23 protein-coding genes are annotated in these 23,016 nt (G+C 72.9%); 13 read left to right on the forward strand and 10 right to left on the reverse strand.

Going from position 1 to position 23,016, the window contains the following annotated elements:
- Positions 1–32 precede the first annotated feature (32 nt).
- The 4 genes from ACIA6T_RS29770 to ACIA6T_RS29785 all read left to right on the forward strand — a co-directional run bounded on the left by ACIA6T_RS29770 (position 33) and on the right by ACIA6T_RS29785 (position 6,006).
- Positions 33–1,268 (forward strand): MFS transporter, encoded by a 1,236-nt coding sequence (locus ACIA6T_RS29770; protein WP_399449585.1) that lies wholly within the window; start codon positions 33–35, stop codon positions 1,266–1,268.
- A gap of 807 nt (positions 1,269–2,075) precedes the next feature.
- Positions 2,076–3,410 carry an ABC transporter ATP-binding protein gene (locus ACIA6T_RS29775; RefSeq protein WP_399449586.1) on the forward strand — a complete coding sequence of 445 codons (1,335 nt, stop codon included), beginning with the start codon at positions 2,076–2,078 and terminating at the stop codon, positions 3,408–3,410.
- Positions 3,411–3,515: 105 nt separating this feature from the next.
- Positions 3,516–4,904, forward strand: a complete 1,389-nt coding sequence (locus tag ACIA6T_RS29780; protein WP_399449587.1) for an aldehyde dehydrogenase family protein — start codon at positions 3,516–3,518, stop codon at positions 4,902–4,904.
- Between the two features lie 16 nt (positions 4,905–4,920).
- Positions 4,921–6,006 carry a Zn-dependent alcohol dehydrogenase gene (locus ACIA6T_RS29785; protein ID WP_399449588.1) on the forward strand — a complete coding sequence of 362 codons (1,086 nt, stop codon included), beginning with the start codon at positions 4,921–4,923 and terminating at the stop codon, positions 6,004–6,006.
- A gap of 43 nt (positions 6,007–6,049) precedes the next feature.
- Here ACIA6T_RS29785 and ACIA6T_RS29790 read toward each other — a convergent pair whose 3' ends face one another.
- Entirely contained in the window at positions 6,050–6,760 is a 711-nt protein-coding gene (locus ACIA6T_RS29790; RefSeq protein WP_399449589.1) for an ArsR/SmtB family transcription factor, read from the reverse strand.
- A gap of 233 nt (positions 6,761–6,993) precedes the next feature.
- Complete coding sequence (locus ACIA6T_RS29795) at positions 6,994–7,635, reverse strand: TetR/AcrR family transcriptional regulator (RefSeq protein ID WP_085575865.1); 642 nt, start codon at positions 7,633–7,635, stop codon at positions 6,994–6,996.
- An 88-nt stretch (positions 7,636–7,723) separates the two neighbouring features.
- On the opposite strand from ACIA6T_RS29795, the gene ACIA6T_RS29800 reads away from it, so the two are divergent.
- From ACIA6T_RS29800 to ACIA6T_RS29810, 3 genes are all read left to right on the forward strand, one after another.
- Positions 7,724–8,875, forward strand: a complete 1,152-nt coding sequence (locus tag ACIA6T_RS29800) for an acyl-CoA dehydrogenase family protein (protein ID WP_399449590.1) — start codon at positions 7,724–7,726, stop codon at positions 8,873–8,875.
- Between the two features lie 60 nt (positions 8,876–8,935).
- Positions 8,936–9,223 carry a YiaA/YiaB family inner membrane protein gene (locus tag ACIA6T_RS29805; RefSeq protein WP_030867144.1) on the forward strand — a complete coding sequence of 96 codons (288 nt, stop codon included), beginning with the start codon at positions 8,936–8,938 and terminating at the stop codon, positions 9,221–9,223.
- Positions 9,224–9,294: 71 nt separating this feature from the next.
- On the forward strand, positions 9,295–9,939 hold the full coding sequence (locus tag ACIA6T_RS29810) for a TetR/AcrR family transcriptional regulator (protein ID WP_344560463.1): 645 nt from the start codon (positions 9,295–9,297) through the stop codon (positions 9,937–9,939).
- Here ACIA6T_RS29810 and ACIA6T_RS29815 read toward each other — a convergent pair.
- Complete coding sequence (locus ACIA6T_RS29815; RefSeq protein WP_398369107.1) at positions 9,930–10,391, reverse strand: MaoC family dehydratase; 462 nt, start codon at positions 10,389–10,391, stop codon at positions 9,930–9,932. The two genes, ACIA6T_RS29810 and ACIA6T_RS29815, sit on opposite strands and share 10 nt — an antisense overlap.
- A 131-nt stretch (positions 10,392–10,522) precedes the next feature.
- Between ACIA6T_RS29815 and soxR the strand changes: the two genes are divergently transcribed.
- Positions 10,523–11,017: a redox-sensitive transcriptional activator SoxR gene (gene soxR / locus ACIA6T_RS29820; protein ID WP_399449591.1), complete on the forward strand. Its 495-nt coding sequence runs from the start codon at positions 10,523–10,525 to the stop codon at positions 11,015–11,017.
- A 330-nt stretch (positions 11,018–11,347) separates the two neighbouring features.
- Here the strand turns inward: soxR and ACIA6T_RS29825 are convergent, their stop codons facing one another.
- Positions 11,348–11,950, reverse strand: coding sequence for a hypothetical protein (locus ACIA6T_RS29825; protein WP_399449592.1), 603 nt, complete (start codon positions 11,948–11,950; stop codon positions 11,348–11,350).
- A gap of 356 nt (positions 11,951–12,306) precedes the next feature.
- Positions 12,307–13,557, reverse strand: coding sequence for an exo-beta-N-acetylmuramidase NamZ domain-containing protein (locus ACIA6T_RS29830; RefSeq protein WP_399449593.1), 1,251 nt, complete (start codon positions 13,555–13,557; stop codon positions 12,307–12,309).
- A gap of 168 nt (positions 13,558–13,725) precedes the next feature.
- Here ACIA6T_RS29830 and ACIA6T_RS29835 point away from each other — a divergent pair, with 168 nt between their 5' ends.
- The 3 genes from ACIA6T_RS29835 to ACIA6T_RS29845 are packed head-to-tail and all read left to right on the forward strand — an operon-like array spanning position 13,726 to position 16,782.
- Positions 13,726–14,499: an SDR family oxidoreductase gene (locus ACIA6T_RS29835; protein ID WP_399449595.1), complete on the forward strand. Its 774-nt coding sequence runs from the start codon at positions 13,726–13,728 to the stop codon at positions 14,497–14,499.
- A complete protein-coding gene (locus ACIA6T_RS29840; RefSeq protein WP_399449596.1) occupies positions 14,496–16,160 on the forward strand; it encodes a class I adenylate-forming enzyme family protein in 1,665 nt (554 codons plus the stop codon). The genes ACIA6T_RS29835 and ACIA6T_RS29840 overlap by 4 nt, the downstream gene beginning before the upstream one ends.
- 28 nt (positions 16,161–16,188) lie before the next feature.
- Complete coding sequence (locus ACIA6T_RS29845) at positions 16,189–16,782, forward strand: TetR/AcrR family transcriptional regulator (protein WP_344560471.1); 594 nt, start codon at positions 16,189–16,191, stop codon at positions 16,780–16,782.
- A gap of 64 nt (positions 16,783–16,846) precedes the next feature.
- On the opposite strand, the gene ACIA6T_RS29850 is transcribed toward ACIA6T_RS29845, so the two are convergent.
- Positions 16,847–18,061, reverse strand: coding sequence for an acyl-CoA dehydrogenase family protein (locus ACIA6T_RS29850; protein WP_399449597.1), 1,215 nt, complete (start codon positions 18,059–18,061; stop codon positions 16,847–16,849).
- 6 nt (positions 18,062–18,067) lie between these two features.
- Positions 18,068–19,090: a phosphotransferase family protein gene (locus tag ACIA6T_RS29855; protein WP_399449598.1), complete on the reverse strand. Its 1,023-nt coding sequence runs from the start codon at positions 19,088–19,090 to the stop codon at positions 18,068–18,070.
- Positions 19,091–19,288: 198 nt separating this feature from the next.
- On the opposite strand from ACIA6T_RS29855, the gene ACIA6T_RS29860 reads away from it, so the two are divergent.
- On the forward strand, positions 19,289–20,215 hold the full coding sequence (locus tag ACIA6T_RS29860) for an NADP-dependent oxidoreductase (protein WP_399449599.1): 927 nt from the start codon (positions 19,289–19,291) through the stop codon (positions 20,213–20,215).
- A 116-nt stretch (positions 20,216–20,331) separates the two neighbouring features.
- Here the strand turns inward: ACIA6T_RS29860 and ACIA6T_RS29865 are convergent, their stop codons facing one another.
- From ACIA6T_RS29865 to ACIA6T_RS29875, 3 genes are all read right to left on the reverse strand, one after another.
- Positions 20,332–20,673 (reverse strand): DUF202 domain-containing protein, encoded by a 342-nt coding sequence (locus tag ACIA6T_RS29865; RefSeq protein ID WP_399449600.1) that lies wholly within the window; start codon positions 20,671–20,673, stop codon positions 20,332–20,334.
- The gene (locus tag ACIA6T_RS29870; protein WP_399449601.1) at positions 20,670–21,062 is read right to left on the reverse strand and encodes a YidH family protein; all 393 of its coding nucleotides are present in this window, start codon (positions 21,060–21,062) and stop codon (positions 20,670–20,672) included. Before ACIA6T_RS29870 ends, ACIA6T_RS29865 begins: the two co-directional genes overlap by 4 nt.
- 107 nt (positions 21,063–21,169) lie before the next feature.
- Positions 21,170–21,691 carry an NUDIX hydrolase gene (locus tag ACIA6T_RS29875; RefSeq protein WP_399449602.1) on the reverse strand — a complete coding sequence of 174 codons (522 nt, stop codon included), beginning with the start codon at positions 21,689–21,691 and terminating at the stop codon, positions 21,170–21,172.
- 255 nt (positions 21,692–21,946) lie between these two features.
- Here ACIA6T_RS29875 and ACIA6T_RS29880 point away from each other — a divergent pair, with 255 nt between their 5' ends.
- Positions 21,947–22,897 (forward strand): DUF982 domain-containing protein, encoded by a 951-nt coding sequence (locus tag ACIA6T_RS29880; RefSeq protein ID WP_399449603.1) that lies wholly within the window; start codon positions 21,947–21,949, stop codon positions 22,895–22,897.
- The last annotated feature ends 119 nt before the right edge of the window (positions 22,898–23,016 follow it).

Consider the following 23,016-nt stretch of genomic DNA (forward strand, 5'->3'; position numbering starts at 1 on the left):
ACACCCGGACCACTGTCAGGAAGGACCCGATCATGGCGCCCGGTGGGAACCGCGGCTGGCTGCTCCGCCTCGTCATCGCCTTCGGCTTCGCGCAGGGGGCGGTGTCGATGGCCCGGCCCGCCGTCTCCTACCGGGCGCTCGCGCTGGGCGCGGACGAGCGGGCGATCGGTGTGATCGCGGGCGTGTACGCGCTGCTGCCGCTGTTCGCCGCCGTACCGCTCGGCCGGCGTACCGACCACGGCCGCTGCGCGCCCCTGCTGCCGGTCGGCGTGGTCCTGGTATCCGGCGGCTGCGCGCTGAGCGGCCTCGCCGGCTCGCTGTGGACGATGGCCCTGTGGAGCGGGGTGATGGGCCTCGGCCACCTCTGCTTCGTCATCGGCGCGCAGTCCCTCGTCGCCCGTCAGTCCGCACCGCACGAACAGGACCGCAACTTCGGTCACTTCACCATCGGCGCCTCGCTCGGCCAGCTGGTCGGTCCCATCGCGGCGGGCGCGCTGATCGGCGCGGACATGGCCCGGACCAGCGCGCTCGCCCTGCTGGTGGCGGGGGCGGGCGGCGCCGTCGCGCTCACCTCGCTGTGGCGCATAGAGCGGCCCGGGGCCTTGAAGTCCCGTGAGGAACAGGGCGCACGGGTGCCGGTACGGGGCATCCTGCGCGCCCGTGGCGTACCGGCGGGCATCCTCATCAGCCTGGCCGTGCTGTCCGCGACCGACATCCTCACCGCCTACCTCCCGGTGGTCGGCGAGCACCGGGGCATCGACCCGGCCGTCATCGGCCTGCTGCTCAGCCTCCGCGCGGCGGCCACGATCGCCTGCCGGCTGGTCCTCACCCCGCTGCTGCGGCTGCTCGGCCGTACGGTGCTGCTGACGGTGACCTGTCTGCTGGCGGGGGTGCTGTGCGCGGGGGTGGCGCTGCCGGTGCCGGTCTGGGGGCTGGCGCTGATTCTGGCCGTCCTCGGCTTCTGCCTGGGTGTCGGGCAGCCGTTGTCCATGACCACGGTCGTCCAGGCCGCCCCTGCCGAGGCCCGCTCCACCGCCCTCGCCCTGCGCCTGACCGGCAACCGTCTGGGGCAGGTCGCCGCGCCCGCGGCGGCGGGACTGATCGCGGGGGTCGCGGGGGTGGCGGCGCCGTTCGTGATGCTGGGTGCGCTGCTGTTCCTGGCCTCGGGGGTCGCCCTGCGGACTCCGGCCCGGCCGGGGGAGGGGGCCGGCGCTCGGAGAGAGCCGCGGGAGGGGGCGGGAGCGAGGGCGCGTCGGCGGGTGAAGTGAGCGGCGCGGGTGCGGGTGCTGGAGCTGGGCGGGGGTGGGTCACGCTGCCCGGCGTCGGCGGGGTGCCGCCGTGCCCACCCGTGCCGCTGGGGGTGCCTCCCAGGCCTTCAAGGCACTGGGGGAGGCACGACTGCCCGCAGTTGGCGTGCATCACGCTGCCCGGCGTCGGCGGGGTGCCGCCGTGCCCACCCGTGCCGCTGGGGGTGCCTCCCAGGCCTTCAAGGCACTGGGGGAGGCACGACTGCCCGCAGTCGACGGGCCCCGTGCGGTGCGGCCGCCCGTAGGTGACGCGGTGGTGTGTTCGTGGTGGCAGGATGGCGTGATCGCGCATGAAGTGCGGGCCGTACCGCGGGAGTCGGGTCGTGCCTACGAGGGGGACCGCATGCTCCTGATCGTCCTGTCCGGTGTTCTCGTCCTCGCCGTCGGAGGATGCGTCTGCGTCGTCCGGGCGGCACGGGGCGGTCCGCGCTGGGGGCGCGGAGTGGCGAAGGCGACCCTGGTGGCGGGTGAGCCGGCCCGGCCGAGCCGTTCGAACGGCCGCTCGGGAAGCGGCGACGACGGGGGCGGCGGGGACGACCGACGGGGAACACCGGCCACCCCGTCGGATGACGGGGGACACCGGTCGCCCCGTCGAATCCGGACGTCCGCTTTCTCACCTGGTGGACCGGAGCGCCCTGATCTCGCCCGGCGTCTTCCCCCGGCCGCTACTTTCCGTTAGCTTCCGTGACCCACACGTCCCGTGCGACCCGTGCGGGGCGTTCCGAACGCGGAGCACCAGCGCCCAGATCCGCCCCCGGGGGCACCCTCATGACACGCGCCATCTCCCTGCACGACGTGAGCAAGGCATACACGCGAGACGTCCGCGTGGTGGACCGGCTGTCGCTGGACATCGCGCCCGGTGAGTTCCTCGTCCTGCTCGGCCCCTCCGGCTGCGGCAAGTCCACCGTGCTCCGGATGATCGCCGGACTGGAGGAGATCGACGAGGGACGGCTGTTCCTCGACGGCGAGTACGGCAACGAGCTGCCCCCCTCCGACCGGGACATGGCGATGGTGTTCCAGAACTTCGCCCTGTACCCGAGCATGACCAGCCGCGACAACATCGGCTTCCCGCTCCGCATCGAGTCCCCGGGCGCCGACCCGGCCCCGCGCGTGGACGCCACCGCCCGCATGCTCGGCATCGAGGACCTCCTCGACCGTTTCCCCGCCCAGCTCTCCGGCGGTGAACGCCAGCGCGTCGCCATGGGCCGGGCCATCGCCCGCCACCCCTCCGCCTTCCTGATGGACGAGCCGCTGTCCAACCTCGACGCCAAGCTCCGCAACCGGCTGCGCGCCGAGATCTCCCAGCTCACCCGGGAGCTGGGCGTCACCACCGTCTACGTCACCCACGACCAGTCCGAGGCCATGTCGCTCGGCGACCGCGTCGCCGTACTGCGCGGCGGCGTCCTCCAGCAGGTCGGCACCCCGCGCACCGTGTACTCCCTGCCGAGCAACGTCTTCGTCGCCGCGTTCATCGGCACCCCGCGCATCAACCTGCTGCGCGGCCTGGTGCGCGCCCCGCTCGACGGGGCGATGACCATCAGTCTCGGCAAGCAGTTCCTGCGACTGCCCGAACCGCTCTCCCTGGACCACCAGCTGCTGCGGGTGCAGCAGGGCCGCGAGGTCATCGTGGGCCTGCGCTCGGAGGCCGTACGGATCGCCAAGCCGTCCGCCGCGCGGACCGGCGAGGTGGCGCTCACCGGCCTGGTGGAGCACCTGGAGTTCCAGGGGCACGAGGTCCTCGTGCACTTCGACACCGGCTCCCGCCCCGCCGTCGTCCCCGACCTCGAGGCCCCGCGCCCGCGGCCCGAGCGCCCGGCCCGGCGCCGCCGCCGCGAGGGCACGGTCCTGCACCGGCTGCGGGAACGGGCCGGGGCGCTGCGCGCCGGCCCCGTGGCGACGCTCGAACGTTCCGGACCGCCGGCCCCGGCCTCCGCCGAGCCCCGCGTCCCCGGCGACCTCATCGTCCGCACCACCCCCGACATCCGCCTCCGGCACGGCATGCAGGTACCGCTCCTGGTCGACCTCGCCCACCTCTTCGTCTTCGACCAGCAGGGCGAGCGGATCTGCCCGAACCCGGCGCGGTTGCCGGACCTGGAGGAGTGACACGGTCGTACGGAGACCTCTGGCGCGGGAAAACTAACACCGCTAGTTTAGGACCTCGACGAACTGAGCGGTCGGACACCGACGCCCCGCCCCGGAGGAAGCGCGATGAAGGCATACGACGGCATGTACATCGACGGCGCCTGGCGCCCCGCCGCCGGCCCGGACGTGATCGAAGTGGTGAACCCGGCCGACGAACAGGTGATCGCCACCGTCCCCGCGGGCACCGTGGAGGACGTCGACGCCGCCGTGCGCGCCGCCCGCGCCGCCCTCCCCGCCTGGGCCGCCACCCCGCCCGCCGAGCGCGCCGCCCGCCTGGCCGCGCTCCGGGACGTGCTCGTGGCCCGGCAGGACGAGATCGCCGAGACGGTGACCGCCGAACTCGGCTCGCCCCTCAAGCTCTCGCAGGCGGTCCACGCGGGCGTGCCGATCGCCGTGACCGGCTCGTACGCCGAGCTGGCGGCGACGTACGCCTTCGAGGAGAGGACGGGCAACTCGACGGTCCTCCACGAGCCCGTCGGCGTGGTCGGCGCGATCACCCCCTGGAACTACCCGCTCCACCAGATCGTCGCCAAGACCGCCCCCGCCCTCGCGGCCGGCTGCACCGTCGTCGTCAAGCCCGCCGAGGACACCCCGCTGGTCGCCCGGCTGTTCGCGGAGGCCGTGCACGAGGCCGGGATCCCGGCGGGCGTGTTCAACCTCGTCACCGGGCTCGGCCCGGTGGCCGGGCAGGCCCTCGCCGAGCACCCCGGCGTCGACCTGGTCTCCTTCACCGGCTCCACCGCCGTCGGCCGCCGCATCGGCGCGATCGCGACCGGCATGGTGAAGAAGGTCGCCCTCGAACTCGGCGGCAAGTCCGCCAACGTCATCCTGCCCGGCGCCGACCTGGCCCGAGCGGTCAACGTCGGCGTCGCCAACGTCATGTCCAACTCCGGCCAGACCTGCAGCGCCTGGACCCGCATGCTGGTCCACCACGACCATTACGACGAGGCCGTGGAACTCGCCGCGGCCGCCGCCGCGAAGTACGGCGACCGCATCGGCCCGCTCGTCAACGCCGCGCAGCGGGACCGCGTACGCGGTTACATCGAGAAGGGCGTCGCCGAGGGCGCCCGGCTGGTCGCGGGCGGCCCCGACTCCCCGCACGAGAAGGGCTACCACGTCAGCCCCACGGTCTTCGCCGACGTCACCCCGGAGATGACCATCGCCCAGGAGGAGATCTTCGGCCCCGTCCTGTCGATCCTGCGCTACACGGACGAGGAGGACGCCCTGCGCATCGCCAACGGCACCGTCTACGGTCTGGCCGGCGCGGTCTGGGCCGGTGACGAGGCGGAAGCGGTGGCCTTCGCCCGCCGCATGGAGACCGGCCAGGTCGACATCAACGGCGGCCGCTTCAACCCTCTCGCCCCCTTCGGCGGTTACAAGCAGTCCGGTGTGGGCCGCGAACTCGGCACGCACGGCCTGACCGAGTACCTCCAGACCAAGTCCCTCCAGTTCTAGGGGAGTCGTATCCGCCATGGCCGTACGTGCCGCCGTTCTGCCCGCCGTCGGTGCCCCGCTGGAGATCACCGGGATCGACCTGCCCGAACCCGGCCCCGGCCGGGTCCGCGTCCGGCTCGCCGCCGCCGGGGTCTGCCACTCCGACCTGTCCCTGTCCGACGGCACCATGCGCCTGCCGGTCCCGGCCGTCCTCGGCCACGAGGGCGCCGGCACGGTCGTCGCCGTCGGCGAGGGCGTCACCCATGTCGTGCCCGGTGACGGCGTGGTCCTCAACTGGGCGCCGTCCTGCGGCTCCTGTCCGGCCTGCGCGCGCGGCGAGGTCTGGCTGTGCGCGGGCGCCCTGGCCGGCGCCGCCGAGGTGCACGCCCGCCGCGCCGACGACGGCACCGACCTGCATCCGGGGCTGAACGTCGCCGCGTTCGCCGAGGAGACGGTGGTGCCGGCCTCCTGCGTGCTGCCCGCCCCGGACGGCGTCCCGCTCACCGACGCCGCCCTGCTGGGCTGCGCGGTGCTCACCGGTTACGGCGCCGTCCATCACTCCGCCCAGGTGCGGCCGGGGGAGACGGTCGCGGTGTTCGGCGTCGGGGGAGTGGGCCTCGCCGCGCTCCAGTCGGCCCGGATCGCGGGCGCGTCCACGATCGTCGCGGTCGACGTCTCCCCTCGGAAGGAGGAGCTCGCCCGGTCCGCGGGCGCCACCGACTACCTCGTCGCCTCCGACACCACCGCCCGGCAGATCCGCGCCCTCACCGGCAAGGAGGGCGTGGACGCGGCCGTCGAGTGCGTCGGCCGCGCGACCACCATCCGCACGGCCTGGGAATCCACCCGGCGCGGCGGACGCACCACGGTCGTCGGCATCGGCGGCAAGGACCAGCAGGTCACCTTCAACGCCCTGGAGATCTTCCACTGGGGCCGCACCCTCTCCGGCTGCGTCTACGGCAACTCCGACCCCGCCCGCGACCTCCCGGTCCTCGCCGAACACGTCCGAGCCGGCCGCCTCGACCTGAACGCCCTGGTCACCGAACACATCTCCCTGGACGGCATCCCGGCCGCCTTCGACAACATGCTGGCCGGCAAGGGCGGACGGGCGCTGGTGGTCTTCTAGTCTCCAGCCCTTCCACGCCGAATCCCGGACGGAGGCCCGCCGGTCAGCGGAGGGCCTCCGCGTCGATCCCCAGCAGCTCGGACAGCGCGCGTTCGCCCGTCTCCGTCACCTTCACCGCCCGCTCGGAGCCGATGCGCACGCACCACCCCGTCTCCAGGGCGTGCCGGCACAGGGCGGCGCCCGCCACTCCGGCGAGATGGGGGCGGCGTTCCGTCCAGTCCAGGCAGGCGCGGGCCAGCGGGCGCCGCCCGCGGCGGCCGAGGTCGATGCCCGCCGCACCGAACCAGCGCAGTCCCGCGTCGGTGAGCGCGAACCCGGTCTCCTGGAGCAGCAGTCCCCGCGCGGTGAAGGCGTCCGTGACGGCGATGCCGAGCCGCCCGGCGAGATGGTCGTAGCAGGTGCGTCCGCGGGCCATGGCCGACCCGGCGCCCGCCTGCCGCAGCGTGCGCGGGCGTTCGGCGGCCCCCGGAGTCACCTGCGCGGCCAGGTCCTCCACCAGCTGCGCGGCCCGCGCGTCGGCCAGCCGTACGTACCGGTGCCGCCCCTGCCGTTCCTCGGCCAGCAGCCCGCCCGCGACCAGTTTGCCCAGGTGCTCGCTCAGCGTGGACGCGGCGACCCCGGCGTGCCGGGCCAGCTCGCCCGCCGTCCAGGCCCGCCCGTCCAGCAGCGCCAGCAGACACGCGGCCCGCGTCTCGTCGGCGGCCAGCGCGGCGAGCCGCGCGAGACCGGCCGCCCGGGGGTCCTTGGAGGTCATGCCCCCCAGCATGAGGCACGGATCCTTCGGCCCTCACCGAAGCGTCCGCGCCCTGAAGGGAGACGGGACCGTGCCGACATGCGGCTACTGCCTGCGTGGGCACGACCGGCAACGACAGCGCCCCGAAGGGGCGCGGGACCGTGCCTTCACGCGGCTACCGCCGCGCGGGCGCGACCGGCCACGGCGGCGCCGCGGACGATCGACGGCACATCACCGCACCCCCAGCGGAGCGCTCAGGCGCCGGCCCGCACCTGCTCGTACTGCAGCGCCAGCCCGTCCAGCAGCGCCGTCAGCCCCGCCTCGAAGGCCCGTTCGTCGATCTTCTCCTGCTGCTCGGCGAGGAGATGGGCCTGCCCGAGGTGGGGGTAGTCGGCGGGGTCGTAGGCACTGGCGTCGTCCACGAAGCCGCCCGCGAACGAGCCGAGCGCGGAGCCCATGATGAAGTACCGCATCAGCGCGCCGATGGAGGTGGCCTGCGCGGGCGGCCAGCCGGCCTCGACCATCGCGCCGTAGACCGCGTCGGCCAGCCGCAGCGCCGCCGGACGGCGGCCGGGACCGCGGGCCAGGACCGGGACGATGTTCGGGTGGTCGCGCAGCGCGGCCCGGTAGGAGACCGCCCAGTCGTGCAGCGCGGTCCGCCACTCCCGGCCGTCCTCGAACATCGACAGGTCGACCAGCGCGCTCACCGAGTCGGCGACCGCCTCCAGGATCTCGTCCTTGGTGCGGAAGTGGTTGTAGAGCGAGGGCCCGCTCACCCCCAGCTCCGCGGCGAGCCGGCGCGTGGAGACGGCCGCGAGGCCCTCCGCGTCCACCAGCGCACGGGCCGTACCGACGATCCGGTCGGTGCTCAGCAGGGGCTTGCGCGGTCGGGCCATGGCGCACATAGTAGGGCTGCGCCTGGAAACTAGCAGTGCTAATTTAAATGTGTACGTTTCACATGGATCTCACATGGGGTGACTCGGTATGAACCTGGAGCTCAGCGAGGAGCAGGAGGCCGTCCGCCGGCTCGCCCGGGACTTCGTGGAGCGCGAGGTCGTGCCCCACGCCACCGCCTGGGACCGCGCCGAGGAGGTCGACCGCGGCATCGTGAAGAAGCTCGGCGAGGTCGGTTTCCTCGGGCTGACCATCGACGAGGAGTACGGCGGCAGCGGCGGCGACCATCTCGCGTACTGCCTGGTCACCGAGGAACTGGGCCGCGGCGACTCCTCCGTGCGCGGCATCGTCTCCGTCTCCCTCGGCCTGGTCGCCAAGACGATCGCCGCCTGGGGGAGCGAGGAGCAGAAGCGCGCCTGGCTTCCGGGGCTCACCTCCGGGAAGTACGTCGGCTGCTTCGGCCTCACCGAGCCCGGCACGGGGTCGGACGCGGGCAACCTCGCCACCCGCGCGGTGCGCGACGGCGACTCCTACGTCCTCGACGGCACCAAGATGTTCATCACCAACGGCACCTGGGCCGACGTCGTCCTGCTCTTCGCCCGCTCCACCGACGCCCCCGGCCACAAGGGGGTCTCCGCCTTCCTCGTGCCCACCGGCACCCCCGGCCTGACCCGCCGCGCCGTCCACGGCAAGCTCGGCCTGCGCGGCCAGGCCACCGCCGAACTGGTCCTGGAGGATGTCCGCGTCCCCGCCTCCGCGATGCTCGCGCCGGAGGGCAAGGGCTTCTCGGTCGCCATGTCCGCCCTCGCCAAGGGGCGGATGTCGGTCGCGGCCGGCTGCGTCGGCATAGCCCAGGCCGCACTGGACGCGGCCGTGAAGTACGCGGGGGAGCGGGAGCAGTTCGGGAAGGCCATCGCCCGTCACCAGCTCGTCCAGGAGCTGATCAGCGACATCGCCGTGGACGTCGACGCGGCCCGGCTGCTCACCTGGCGGGTCGCCGACCTGATCGACCGGGGGAAGCCCTTCGCCGTCGAGTCCTCCAAGGCCAAGCTCTTCGCCTCGGAGGCCGCCGTCCGCGCCGCCAACAACGCCCTGCAGGTCTTCGGCGGCTACGGCTACATCGACGAGTACCCGGCCGGCAAACTCCTGCGCGACGCCCGTGTGATGACCCTCTACGAGGGCACCAGCCAGATCCAGAAACTGGTCATCGGCCGCGCCCTGACCGGGGTTTCGGCGTTCTGAGTACGTGCCTGAGTAGCTGAGCGGATGTGGCCGCGGCCACATCCGCCGATCCTTTTCCCCATGAGCGACACACCGGTCAAGCAGCAGAGCACGGCCGCCTTCTACGGTCAGGCCGTCGCGTCCTTCGGAGTGGCCATGGGCGCCACCGCGGTCGGTATCTTCAACCTCGAGGCCGACGCCTGGGTCCGCGCCTTCCTGGGCATCGCGGTCCTGTACCTCGTCACCTCCGCCTTCACCCTGGCCAAGGTCATCCGCGACCGTCAGGAGGCCGGGCAGATCGTCAACCGGGTCGACCAGGCCCGCCTGGAGAAGATGCTCTCCGAGTACGACCCGCTGCAGAAGCTGTGACGACGGGCGCGCTAAGCGAGCGCTCACCCTTGCCGGTATGGTGTTACCCCTGCCAGCGAATGAGGTGAGCGATGAGTACGGCGGAGGAGCCGGCCGGCGCCGAGGCGCAACCGTGGGGTGAGGTCACGCCCGACGCGGCCCGACGATTGCTGCTCGCCGCCGTGGAGGCGTTCGCGGAGCGCGGCTACCACGCCACGACGACCCGCGACATCGCGGGCCGCGCCGGGATGAGCCCGGCCGCGCTCTACATCCACTACAAGACCAAGGAAGAGCTGCTCCACCGCATCAGCAGGATCGGCCACCAGAAGGCTGTCGAGATCCTGCGCACGGCGGCCCGCGCCGAGGGCGGCCCCGGCGAGCGGCTCGCCGAAGCGGTCAGCTCCTTCGTCCGCTGGCACGCGGGCGGCCGGACCACCGCCAGGGTCGTGCAGTACGAACTCGACTCGCTCGGCCCCGACGCCCGCGCCGAGATCCTCGGACTGCGCCGGCAGGTCGACGCCGAGGTGCGCGGGATCATCGAGGAGGGTGTGCGTTCCGGCGAGTTCGACGTCATCGACGTACAGGGCACCACGCTCGCCGTGCTCTCCCTCTGCATCGACGTGGCCCGCTGGTTCAACGTGGACGGCCCCCGCACCCCCGAGGAGGTCGGCGCGCTCTACGCCGACCTCGTGCTCAGGATGGTCGGGGCCCGGGGAGCCGGCCCCGCTCAGAGGTAGTAGCGGGCCACCGACTCGGCGACGCACACCGGCTTGTCCCCGCCCTCGCGCTCCACGGTGAACGCCGTGGCCACCTGGACGCCGCCCGGCACCTCGTCGACGGCGGTGATCGTCGCGGTGGCGCGCACCCGCGAGCCGACCGGGACCGGGGCGGGGAAGCGCACCTTGTTGGTGCCGTAGTTGACGCCCATCCTCACGCCCTCGACGGAGATCAGCTGCGGGCCGAACAGCGGCAGCAGCGACAGCGTCAGATAGCCGTGCGCGATGGTCGTCCCGAACGGCCCCGCCGCGGCCTTCTCCGGGTCGACGTGGATCCACTGGTGGTCCCCGGTGGCCTCGGCGAACAGGTCGATCCGCTTCTGGTCGACCTCCAGCCAGTCGGTGTACCCCAGCTGCTCGCCCACCGCCGCCTTCAGGTCGTCGACGGACGTGAAGATCCTCGGCTCTGCCATGTCCCGGCCTCTCGCGTCACGTAGTCGCAGCGCATCGGTGTGCGCATGCCTAAGCAACTGCTTAGCATGGTGTGCCGGGCGGTCCCTGTCAACGACAGCCGGCCGCCGGACGGGTGGGTAGGGTTCGGGGGGTGCCCCAGATACCCGAGAAGATCCACGAACTCACGGTCGGCCAGCTCTCCGCCCGCAGCGGCGCCGCCGTCTCGGCCCTGCACTTCTACGAGGCGAAGGGCCTGATCGGCAGCCGTCGCACCTCGGGCAACCAGCGTCGCTACAGCCGTGACACCCTGCGCCGGGTCGCCTTCATCCGCGCCGCCCAGCGCGTCGGCATCCCGCTCGCCACGATCCGCGAGGCGCTGGCCGAGCTGCCCGAGGAGCGCACGCCCACCCGGGACGACTGGGCGCACCTCTCCGAGGCGTGGCGCTCGGAACTGGACGAACGCATCAAGCAGCTCAACCGCCTGCGCGACCACCTCACGGACTGCATCGGCTGCGGCTGCCTCTCGCTGGAGGGCTGCGTCCTGTCCAACCCGGACGACATCTTCGGCGACCGTCTGACAGGTTCCCGCCTGCTGACGGAGAACAACAGCACGCGCCGTGGCATCCGGCCGAAGGGTGGTTGCTGACCACCTGGGCGGGCGCTTGCCGGCGCTTGCGGGGTGCCTCCCCCACTCTCGGCTTCTCCCCCACTCTCGGCTTCTCCCCCACTCTCGGCTTCGCTCGAGCGGGAGGGACCCCCATGAGCGGGAGGGACCCCCATGAGCGGGAGGGACCCCCATGAGCGGGAGGGACCCCCACCGCCCACCCTCCCCCACTCTCGGCTCCGCTCGAGCGGGGGGACCCCCATCGCCCTGGGGCACCTCCCAGGCCCTTGAGGCACTGGGGGAGGCACGACTGCCCGCAGTTCCGCGTGTGGGGGCGCGGCATCCCCTGCGCACCCCCTCGCTCCCCGCCTCTCAGGCCGAGACCAGCAGCCTCGCCCGCCGGGCGTCCGCCAGGGCCCCGGCGGTGAGCACGGGGCGCGGCACCAGAATCCCGCAGTCCGTACAGACCGGCCCCGTCGACGGCTCGTGGTCCAGGTCGAAGCGCCACATGAGCCGTTCCCCCCGGCACACGGGGCAGACCGTGCCCGGCTCGCGCTCCAGCGCGGCGATCAGCCGCCGCAGCACCTCGGCCAGCGGCTCGCGCGGATGCACCCGCGGATCGTCGCACCAGGCCACACCGAAACCGCCCCAGGTCAGCCGGTGCCAGTCGTCCACACTGCCCGGCCTGCGCAGCCCGTCGTGCTTCTCCTTCCTGCGGCGGTCGGCGAACCCCACCTCGTAGGCCAGCCAGACCGCCCGGGCCTCCTCCAGTTCGTCCAGTGCGGCCACGAGCCGCGCCGGGTCGACGGAGCGGTCCTCGGGATCGAACCCGGCCCGCGCGCACAGATGGTCCCAGGTCGCCCTGTGCCCGTAGGGAGCGAACCGCTCAAGGCACTTGCGCAGCGAATAGCGCCGCAGCGCCAGATCGCACCGCGGATCTCGGACCTGTCTCGCCAGACTCCGGAAACCGGCCATCGTCCTGCACCTCCGTCACACCTGCACCTGTAATCCGGTCACTTCGGCGTCGTCGAAAGGACGTCGCCGAATAGACGTATCGACACGCGAATCGGCTCCATCCTTTTTTCGATGGCCCCCGTCAGCCGGCCGCGGGGACTCACGGGCCAACTCCCGTGATCCCTGCTTCAGTTGTGGTCGTTCACGGGGATACCGGCGGTAACCCGCTCCGTGCCCTCCCCGCGGGGGAGCGGCCACTCCTCGTCAGCCTGAGAACTCCTGGGAGCTTCCACGGGTTCCTGAAGTCCCCGCCGATATGCACGCCCGACGCAAAACGGCGGCGGGCCACCGCCCGCCGCCGTCCCGTACCACCGTTCTCAGCGGTACAGCAGGTACTCCCGCCGCGTCCTCCGGAACCCCGCCAGCTCCTCCTGCCAGCCGGCCACCACCTCGTCCGTGTCCGCGCCCGCGTCGATCATGGTGCGCACGCGCGCGGAGCCCGTGAGCTTGTCGATCCAGTTGTCCGGGCGCCAGGCGAAGCCGCTCCACGACCGCTTGGCGGTGATCAGCAGCCCGATCCCGGTCCGCACCGGATCGAACGCCTCCCGGTCGTGCACGTGCACCTGGACGCCCCCGACGGTCCTCCCCTGGAACTTGGAGAACGTCGGCGCGAAGTACGCCTCGCGGAAGCGCACGCCCGCGAGCCCCAGCGCGTTCGCCCCGGCCGCCCAGCGCCCGTCGATCCCCTCCGCGCCCAGCAGCTCGAACGGCCGGGTGGTCCCGCGCCCCTCCGACAGGTTCGTCCCCTCGAACAGACACGTCCCCGAGTACACCAGCGCCGTCTCGGGCGTCGGCATGTTCGGGCTCGGCGGCACCCACGGCAGTCCGGAGGCGTCGTAGAAGTCCGACCGCCGCCAGCCCGACATCGTCACGGTCTCCAGCGGCACCGGCGCCGTCAGGAACTCCCCGTTGAACAGCAGCGCCAGCTCCGCCACCGTCATCCCGTGCGCCTGCGAGACCGGCTGCCGCCCGACGAACGTCGCGAACTCCTCGTGCAGCACCGGGCCCAGCGCGGCCCGCCCGGTCACCGGGTTCGGCCGGTCCAGTACGACGAACCTCCTCCCCGCGAGCGCGGCGGCCTCCATGCAGTCGAACAGCGTCCAGACGTACGTGTAGAACCGCGCGCCGACGTCCTGGATGTCGAAGACGACCGTGTCCACGCCGGACGCCGTGAAGACGTCGGCGAGCGCCTGACCGCTCTTCAGATACGTGTCGTAGACCGGCAGGCCGGTCGCCGGGTCGTCGTGGCGGCCCTCCGAGCCGCCCGCCTGGGCGGTGCCCCGGAAGCCGTGCTCGGGACCGAAGACGGCGGTCAGGTCCACCCGGTCGTCGGCGTGCATCACGTCGACGATGTGCCGCGCGTCCCGGGTGATGCCCGTCGGGTTGGTGACCACGCCCACGCGCCGGCCGTCGAGCAGCCCGTAGCCGTCCGCGGCGAGCCGTTCGAACCCGGTGCGCAGCCCCCGCCCGCCCCCGCGTCCCGGCCCGGAAGCGGCGGCGGCCGGGGCGGCGGAGACCGCGACCGCGGCCGTGGTGGTGGCGAGCAGGCTCCGTCTGGACAGCTTCATGCGGTGACCTCCGTGATCGTGGCGGGTGTCATGCGCACGCACGCTAGCGCGCCCGACCGTCCCGGGGAACGAACCGGACCGGCCCCGCGCGGAGCACCCCTTCCACCGGGCATACCGACCGGTTAGTCTGACGCCGGTAGCCGCTGGGAGCCGCGTCGAAGGAGACCGATGGTGCAAGCCGTGCAGGGTGCGAAAGTGGTCGTCACGGGAGCCGGGGGCGGCATCGGGGCGGCACTCGCCCGCCGCTTCGCCGCTCAGGGGGCACGGGTCGTCGTCAACGACCTGGACGCCGACCGCGCGAAGGCCGTCGCCGAGGAGACCGGCGGCCTGGCCGTGGTGGGCGACGCCTCCTCGATCGTCGCCGAGGCCCGTGACGCGCTCGGCGGGACGGTCGACGTGTACTGCGCCAACGCGGGCGTCGGCCGCGACGGCGGGGAGCCCGGCGAACCGCTAGACGAGCAGGGCTGGGCGCTCTCCTGGGACGTCAACGTCATGGCGCACGTCCGCGCGGCGCACGCACTGCTCCCCGACTGGCTGGAGCGCGGCAGCGGCCGCTTCGTCTCCACCGTCTCCGCCGCCGGACTGCTCACCATGATCGGCACCGCCCCCTACAGCGTCACCAAGCACGGCGCCTACGCCTTCGCCGAGTGGCTGTCACTGACGTACCGCCACCGCGGCGTGAAGGTCCACGCGATCTGCCCGCAGGGCGTGCGCACCGACATGCTCGACGCCAGCGGCAGCGCGGGCGACCTCGTCCTCAAGCCGACCGCGATCGAACCGGAGGACGTGGCCGACGCCCTCTTCCGGGGCATCGACGAGGACCGCTTCCTGATCCTGCCGCACCCCGAGGTCGCCGAGTACTACCAGGCGCGTGCCGCCGAGCCGGACCGCTGGCTGGCCGGCATGAACCGCCTCCAGCAGCAGTGGGAGGCGAACCGGTGACCGCCTCCCGCTACGCCGCCAAGCCCTGGCTGGCCCTCCTCACCGACGCCCAGCGCGCCCCCCTCGACCCGGCCGGCTCCCTGGTGCACGCCCTGCGCCGCGCGGTGGCCGAGACCCCCGACCGCGCCTTCCTCACCTACTTCGACGGCCGCCTCACCTACCGCGAGGCCGACGAGTTCAGCGACTCCGTCGCCGGCCGGCTCGCCGCACGCGGCCTGGAGCGCGGCGACCGGGTGGCGGTCCTGCTGCAGAACTCCCCGCTCTTCGTCCTCGCCCTGCTGGGCGCCTGGAAGGCGGGCGCGGTCGTCGTGCCCGTCAACCCGATGTACAAGTCGGGCGAGGTGACGCACGTCCTGCGGGACGCCGACGTGGCCGCGCTGATCTGCTCCGACCGGGCCTGGGAGTCGTACTTGCGCGACACGGCCGCCGACTCGCCCGTGCGGATCGTGCTCACCGGCTGCGAACTGGACTTCCAGACCCGCGGCGACACGCGCGTGCTCACCTTCGAGCGGCTCCCGCAGCCCCCGGACGCCGACGACCTCACCACCGTCGCCCGCCAGGGCCACCCGGCCCCCGAGCACCGCGACCCCGACCCCGGCGACACCGCGCTGATCAGCTACACCTCGGGCACCAGCGGCATCCCCAAGGGCGCCACCAACACGCACCGCAACATCATGTACAACGCCGAGCGGCAGCGCACGGGGCTCGGCCTGCCCGAGGCGCCCGTCTACTTCGCCCTCGCGCCCCTGTTCCACATCACCGGGATGGTGTGCCAGCTCGGCGCCTGCCTCAACAGCGCGGGCACCCTCGTCCTGGCTTACCGCTTCGAGTCGGGTGTCGTCCTGGACGCCTTCGCCGAGCACCGGCCGCACTACACCGTCGGCCCGTCCACCGCCTTCATGGCGCTGGCCGCCCACCCCGACGTCAGCCCCGACCACTTCTCCTCCTTCCGGGTGATCTCCTCCGGCGGCGCCCCGCTGCCGCCCGCCCTGGTGGAGAAGTTCCGGGCCGGCTTCGGGCCGTACATCCGCAACGGCTACGGGCTCACCGAGTGCACCGCCCCCTGCGCCTCCGTCCCGCCGCACCTGGAGGCGCCGGTCGACGAGGCCTCCGGCACGCTGGCCGTCGGCGTGCCGGGCCCCGACACCGTCGTACGGATCGTCGACGACCGGGGCGAGGAGGTGTCCTTCGGCGAGCAGGGCGAGATCGTCGTGCGCGGACCGCAGGTCGTGCCCGGCTACTGGCGGCGGCCCGACGCCACCGCCGAGACCTTCCCCGACGGCGAGCTGCGCACCGGCGACATCGGCTTCATGGACCCCGAGGGCTGGCTGTACGTCGTCGACCGCAAGAAGGACATGATCAACGCGTCCGGCTTCAAGGTGTGGCCGCGCGAGGTCGAGGACGTGCTCTACACCCACCCGGCGGTGCGCGAGGCCGCCGTCGTCGGGGTGCCCGACGGATACCGCGGGGAGACCGTCAAGGCCTTCATCAGCCTGCGCCCCGGCGCGGAGGCGGACCCGGCCGCACTCGCCGCGTACTGCAAGGAGAAACTGGCCGCCTACAAGTATCCGCGCCAGGTGGAGATCCTGCCGGACCTGCCGAAGACGGCCAGTGGGAAGATCCTCCGGCGGGAACTGCGTTCCCTGACCCACGACAACTAGCAGCGACACGGAAAGGCGGGTGGCGGCAGTGCCCAGAACGACGGACGGTGACGGGGCTCCTGTGCCGCAGCGGCTCCTGGCCGCCGCCACCCGGCTCTTCGCCGAGCGGGGCTACGACCGCACCTCGGTGCAGGAGATCGTCGAGGCGGCCGGCGTCACCAAGGGGGCGCTCTACCACTACTTCGGCTCCAAGGACGACCTGCTGCACGAGGTGTACGCGCGCGTGCTGCGCCTCCAGCAGGAACGCCTGGACCACTTCGCGGACGCCGACGAGCCGATCGAGAAGCGGCTGCGCGGCGCGGCGGCGGACGTCGTCGTCACCACGATCGAGAACCTCGACGACGCGTCGATCTTCTTCCGCTCCATGCACCACCTCAGCCCGGAGAAGAACAAGCAGGTGCGCGCCGAGCGCCGCCGCTACCACGAACGCTTCCGCGCGCTGATCGAGGAGGGACAGCGCGAGGGCGTCTTCTCCACGGCGACCCCGGCCGACCTGGTGGTCGACTACCACTTCGGCTCCGTGCACCACCTGTCGACCTGGTACCGCCCCGACGGCCCGCTCAGCCCCCAGGAGGTCGCCGACCACCTGGCGGACCTGCTGCTGCGGGCCCTGCGCGCCTGAGAACACCCCCCCCCACGTCCTGTGGCCCGCCGGCAGTACCGGCGGGCCACAGGACGTTCGGGGACTACAGGTACTTCTTCAGCTCCCGGCGTGCCAGAGACCGCTGGTGCACCTCGTCCGGGCCGTCGGCGATCATCAGCGTGCGGGCACCGGCGTACAGCTCGGCCAGCGGGAAGTCCTGGCTGACCCCGCCGGCGCCGTGGAGCTGGATCGCCCGGTCGAGGATGCCGACGACCGTGCGCGGGGTGGCGATCTTGATGGCCTGGATCTCCGTGTGGGCGCCCCGGTTGCCGACGGTGTCCATCATCCAGGCCGTCTTCAGCACCAGCAGCCGCAGCTGCTCGACCGCCACGCGCGCGTCGGCGATCCAGTTCTGCACCACGCCCTGCTGCGCCAGTGCCTTGCCGAACGCGTCCCGCGACACCGCGCGGCGGCACATCAGCTCGATGGCCCGCTCGGCCATGCCGATCAGCCGCATGCAGTGGTGGATCCGGCCGGGACCGAGCCGGGCCTGCGCGATGGCGAAGCCACCGCCTTCCTCACCGATCAGGTTCGACACCGGCACGCGCGCGTGGTCGAAGACCACCTCGGCGTGACCGCCGTGGTAGTGGTCCTCGTAGCCGAACACCCGCATCGCGCGGGTGATGGTGACGCCCGGCGTGTCGCGCGGGACGAGGACCATGGACTGCTGCCGGCGGATGTCCGCCCCGTCCGGGTCGGTCTTGCCCATCACGATGAAGATGTTGCAGTCCGGGTGCATCGCCCCGGAGATGTACCACTTGCGCCCCGTGATGACGTACTCGTCGCCTTCCCGCTCGATGTGCGTGGTGATGTTGGTGGCGTCCGAGGAGGCCACCTCCGGCTCGGTCATCGCGAACGCCGAGCGGATCTCACCGGCCAGCAGCGGCTGGAGCCACTGCTTCTTCTGCGCCTCGTCGCCGAACTGCGCCAGCACCTCCATGTTCCCGGTGTCGGGCGCCGCGCAGTTGGTGACGGTCGGCGCGATCTGCGGGGAGCGGCCCATGATCTCGGCGAGCGGCGCGTACTGGAGGTTGGTGAGCCCGGCACCGTACTCGGAGTCGGGCAGGAAGAGGTTCCACAGCCCCTGCCGGCGGGCCTCGGCCTTCAGCTCCTCCACCACGGGGACGTTCTCCCACGGCGAGTCCAGCCCGGCCCGCTGCTCGTGGGCGACCGCCTCGGCCGGGTAGACGTACTCGTCCATGAAGGCGAGCAACTTGGCGCGCAGCTCCTCGGTGCGCGCGTCGAACGCGAAGTCCATGGTCCGTCAGCCTTCCTGAAGAGTGGTCAGACCGTGCCGGATGAAGACCGGGACCAGATCACCGATGCGGTCGAAGCCGCGCCCGACCGTCTGGCCCAGGGTGTAGCGGTAGTGGATGCCCTCCAGGATCACGGCGAGCTTGAACCAGGCGAACGCCGTGTACCAGGACACCGCGGAGACGTCGCGCCCCGACCGCGCGGCGTACCGCTCGACCAGCTCGGCCGGAGTGGGGTGCCCGGGCGCCTCGGCGGTCGTGGAGACGGGGGAGTCCGGCATGCCCAGCGGCATGCTGTACATCACCAGCAGCCCCAGGTCCGTCAGCGGATCGCCGAGCGTGGACATCTCCCAGTCGAGAACGGCCTTGATCCGGTCATCCTCCCCGATCAGCACGTTGTCGAGGCGGTAGTCGCCGTGCACCACGGCCGGCGCGGGGGAGTCGGGCAGCTCGCGCCCGAGCGCCGCGTGCAGCTCGTCGATCCCGGCCAGCTCCCGGTTGCGGGAGGCGTCCAGCTGCTTGCCCCAGCGCCGCAGCTGCCGGTCCAGGAACCCCTCGGGCCGGCCGAAGTCCGCCAGGCCCACCTCGCCGGGATCGACGGCGTGCAGCTCGACGAGCGTGTCGACCAGGTTCAGCACCGCGTCCCGGGTGCGCTCGGCGCCGAGCGGGGCGAGCTGACCGGCCGTCCGGTACGGAGTGCCCTCGACGAAGTCCATGACGTAGAACGGCGCCCCGAGCACCTCCTCGTCCTCACACAGCAGCACGGTGCGCGGCACCGGCACGGCGGTCGGGTGCAGCGCGCTGATCACCCGGTGCTCGCGCTTCATGTCGTGCGCGGTGGCCAGCACATGGCCGAGCGGGGGACGCCGTACGACCCACTTCGAGCCGCCGTCGGAGACCGCGTACGTGAGGTTCGACCTGCCGCCCTCGATCAGCCGGCCGGTGAGCGGGCCGTTCACCAGGCCGGGCCGCTCCCGTTCGAGCAGGCCGCGCAGCCGGTCGAGATCGAGTCCTGGCGGGTGGTCGGGGCTCATCGTCGCTCCTACGGGCAGGAAACAGTACCCGCCTTATGATGCCGACCGGTCGGTATGTCGTCCAGAGCGGCGGCCGAACGTGATCGGGGCCACGATAGGCGCTCTCCGCGCCGACGGTGCCGTCCGGCCGCCACGCGAATGGCGTACATCGGGCCATTCGGCTTGCACGGCGCGCGCGGACACCGGAGGGTCGGATCCATGAAGGCGATCAGCTACTCACGGTACGGCGGCCCCGAAGTGCTCGGACTCGGGGAGGTCGACGACCCGAGGGTCGGCCCCGACTCGGTACTGGTGCGGGTGCGGGCGGCGGCCGTCAACCCGGTCGACTGGAAGTGCCGCGAGGGCTATCTCGACCCGGTCCTCCAGCCGGTGTTCCCGGTCATCCCCGGCTGGGACGTCTCGGGCGTGGTCGTCCAGCCGGGGCCCGCCGTACCGGAGTTCGCCGTCGGCGACGAGGTCATCGGCTACGTGCGCGAGGACGTCCTCTCGCACGGCACCTTCGCCGAGTACGTGGCCGCCCCGGTGCGGGCCCTCGCGCGCAAGCCGCGCGCCCTGTCCTTCGAGGAGGCGGCCGGAATCCCGCTCGCGGGGCTCACCGCGTACCAGGTGCTGCACCGCGTCCTGGAGGTCAAGCGGGGCGAGACCGTCCTGGTGCACGCCGCGGCCGGCGGCGTCGGGTCCATCGCCGTCCAGCTCGCCGCCCACCTCGGCGCCCGGGTCGTCGGTACGGCGAGCGAGCGCAACCACGACTTCGTACGCGGACTGGGCGGGGAACCGGTGAGCTACGGCGAGGGCCTGGCCGAACGGGTACGGGGACTGGCGCCCGAGGGCGTGGACGCGGTGTTCGACACGGTCGGCGGCGACGCCCTCAAGGCCTCCGCGAACCTGCTGGCCCCCGAGGGCCGCCTGGCCTCGATCACCGACCCGGAGGCGGTGAGCTACGGCGGCCGCTACTGGTTCGTCCGCCCCGACCCCCGGGACCTCCAGCACCTCTCCGACCTGGCGGACCAGGGCACGATCACCATCCACGTCTCGGAAACCTTCCCCCTGGAACGCGCGGCGGACGCCCACCGCCTGAACCAGGAGGGCCGCACCAGGGGCAAGATCGTGGTAACGATGAGCTGAAGCCAGCCCGTCCGGCACCCCTCAGCCCGTCCGGCGTTTGAGGACAAGGGGGTCTGGGGCGCAGCCCCAGGGACGGGAAGGGGCGGCGAGGGCGAAAACCCACAGAGCCCCCCACCTCACCCCACCCCGACAAGCACCGCCCCACACCCGGCCATGGCCACCGCACAGATCACCGCAGCCGCCGCATACGGCGGCACAAGCGCCCCCGGCGCACTCACGGCCGCCAGCCCCCGGATCCGCCGGTGGGCGATCCACAGAAACCCGAACCAGCAGGCGCAGCACAGCGCGCACGCGACCACCCCGACCACCGACACCCCACCCGCCAGCGCCGTCTTCACGGCCAACACCGCCGCGACCGTCGCCGACAACGTCGTCCGCCGCCACGCCAGCCGCGTCCGCTCGGGCTGCAGCCCCGGATCCCGCTCCCCCTCCCGATCCGCCGCCACCACCCCGCTCACCCGTCCCACCCGAAGAGCACGACGGCGACCATCGCCCCGGCCACCACCGCCACCACGAGACTCAGCAGCACCGGGAACCGCGACACCGGCAGATCCTCCCCCCGTCGCATCGCCCGCTCGCACCGCACCCAGTGATTGACCGCCCGCAACGCGCACAGCGCCCCCGCGGCCAGCAGCGCCAGCGCCAGCCCGACCCGCCACCCCCACCGCAGATCCGGCAGGAACTGGTCCACGGCGAACCCGCCCCCGATCAGCGCGAGCGCGGTGCGCAACCAGGCGAGGAACGTCCGCTCGTTCGCCAGCGAGAACCGGTAGTCGGGCGTGTCGCCCTCCCGCCGCACCTCGCCGGGCGCGAACCACAACCGAACGTTCCGCACGAAGTCGATCACGCCGCGACCCTACCGGGGCCACCCCCGCACCGGACCGACGGCCGGGAACGAAGCCCCGCTCAGCCCTCGGCCCGCTCAGCCCTCGGCCCGCTCAGCCCTCGGCCCGCTCAGCCCTCGGCCCGCCCCGACCGGTACGCCTTGAGCCGCCGGTACGCCGCCAGTCCGTCCGGAGTCCACTCCCACTCCCCGAGCCGCCGCTCCAGTTCCGCCTCCGACAGGAAGTCCCCCCAGGCCACCTCCTCCGGCTGCGGCCGTACGGGCCGGTCGCAGCGCACCTCGTACACCGCCGACCACCAGCTCCGGCCCGCCCCGTCGTCGTACAGGAACGTGAGGACGTACTCGGGGCGCGGCAGCCCGCTCACGCCCAGCTCCTCCTCGGCCTCCCGCAGCGCCGCCTCGTCGTAGCTCTCGCCCGCGCCGACGACCCCGCCGACGAACATGTCGTACAGGGAGGGGAAGACCTGCTTGGCCGCGGTGCGGCGGTGGACGAAGATCCGCCCCTCGGCGTCCCGGGCGAGAACGAAGGCGCAGCGGTGGCGCAGCCCCCGCGCGTAGGCCTCCCCGCGCGGGGACCGCCCGACCACCCGGTCGTTCTCGTCGACGATGTCGATGATCTCCTCAGCACTCATACGGCCATCCAAGCAGCGGCCGGCCCGTGCCGACCGCCTACCCCGTCCGGGCGGCCTTCCGGCCCCGGACGTCACAAGTAGCCCGTTCATGACCGTAGTTGACGCGAGTAACGCCCGGGACGCCCTTGACGTGATCCGTTCGCCGGCGGTTTGCTGTCTGTGATCAGCTCATGGCAATCGGCAGCCGACCACTGCCGCACCGACCACCCGCCGTGAGCCGGCGACCACAAGAAGAGCGCGTGAGGAAGTCCCGCGGTGTCCCCACCCCCGCCTCCCCTCGGCCGTGCCCGCAGACGGGCGGCGCAGGCCTTCGACGAGGCCCTCGACGACGCCGAACTCGTCGCCGCGCGGACCGCGCTGGCACAGGGCCGATGGCAGAACACCCGCTCGCTGCTGGTCCGTACGGGGGAGGACTGGGACCGCCGGGGCCACCGCGTCACGGTGCTCGCCTGGGAGTCGTACAGCGCCGCCTGGGCCCGCGAGTGGCTGCTCGCCGAACCCGACTCCGGTGACGCGTCCGTGCTGCTCGCCCTGGCCCAGGTGCGGCGCGCGCTGCACGGCAAGGAGAAACCGGCCCGCGCCCGCGAGGCCTGCCACAAGGCGGCGGAGCTGGTGCCCGCCGACCCCACCCCCTGGCTCGGACTGCTCCTGCTGGAGTGCGCCCAGGGGGCCGAGGGGGACGTGGTCCGGCTCTTCGAGCAGATCCGCACCCGGTACCCGGACCACCACCACGCCCACCACCTGGTGGTCTCCTGGCTCGCCGAGCGCCGCGTGGAGGCGGGCCCGGACCCGCTGCACGAGGTGTACGACTTCGCCAACTGGGCCGCCGAGCAGGCACCCGCCGACTCCCCGCTGGCGATCCTCCCGGTCATCGCGCACGCCGAGCGCTACCGCACCCTGGCCGCCGCCGGACACGAACCCGCCGACCCGGTCGCCTCCGGCCACTGGGTCGGCCGCCGCGCCCGGCAGGTGATGAAGGCCGCCTTCGACTGGTGGCTGGAGTGGGAGCACGAAGGCCACCCGCGCCGTCTGGTCGACCTCAACTTCCTCGCCCACGCCAAGGTCTGCGAGGGCCGGGGCGCCGAGGCCGCCGCCCTCTTCCACCGCATCGGCGACCACGCCACACCCGCCCCCTGGTCGTACCCCGACCGGGACGCCCTGACCGCCTTCCGCACCGCCCGCGCCGCAGCCCTGGGCACGGCCTGACCCCAGCCCCCCGCATCCGCCCCCCCCCGTTATGTTCTTCGCGGCTCCGCAATGGGGCCGCTGGCCTCCGGGCCCGGCATGACTGTGTCCCCCTGTCGAAGTCGATGACCTGGGGGGTG

Origin of the sequence: Streptomyces sp. NPDC051740, from assembly GCF_044453165.1 — a bacterium.
Taxonomy (GTDB): domain Bacteria; phylum Actinomycetota; class Actinomycetes; order Streptomycetales; family Streptomycetaceae; genus Streptomyces; species Streptomyces atrovirens.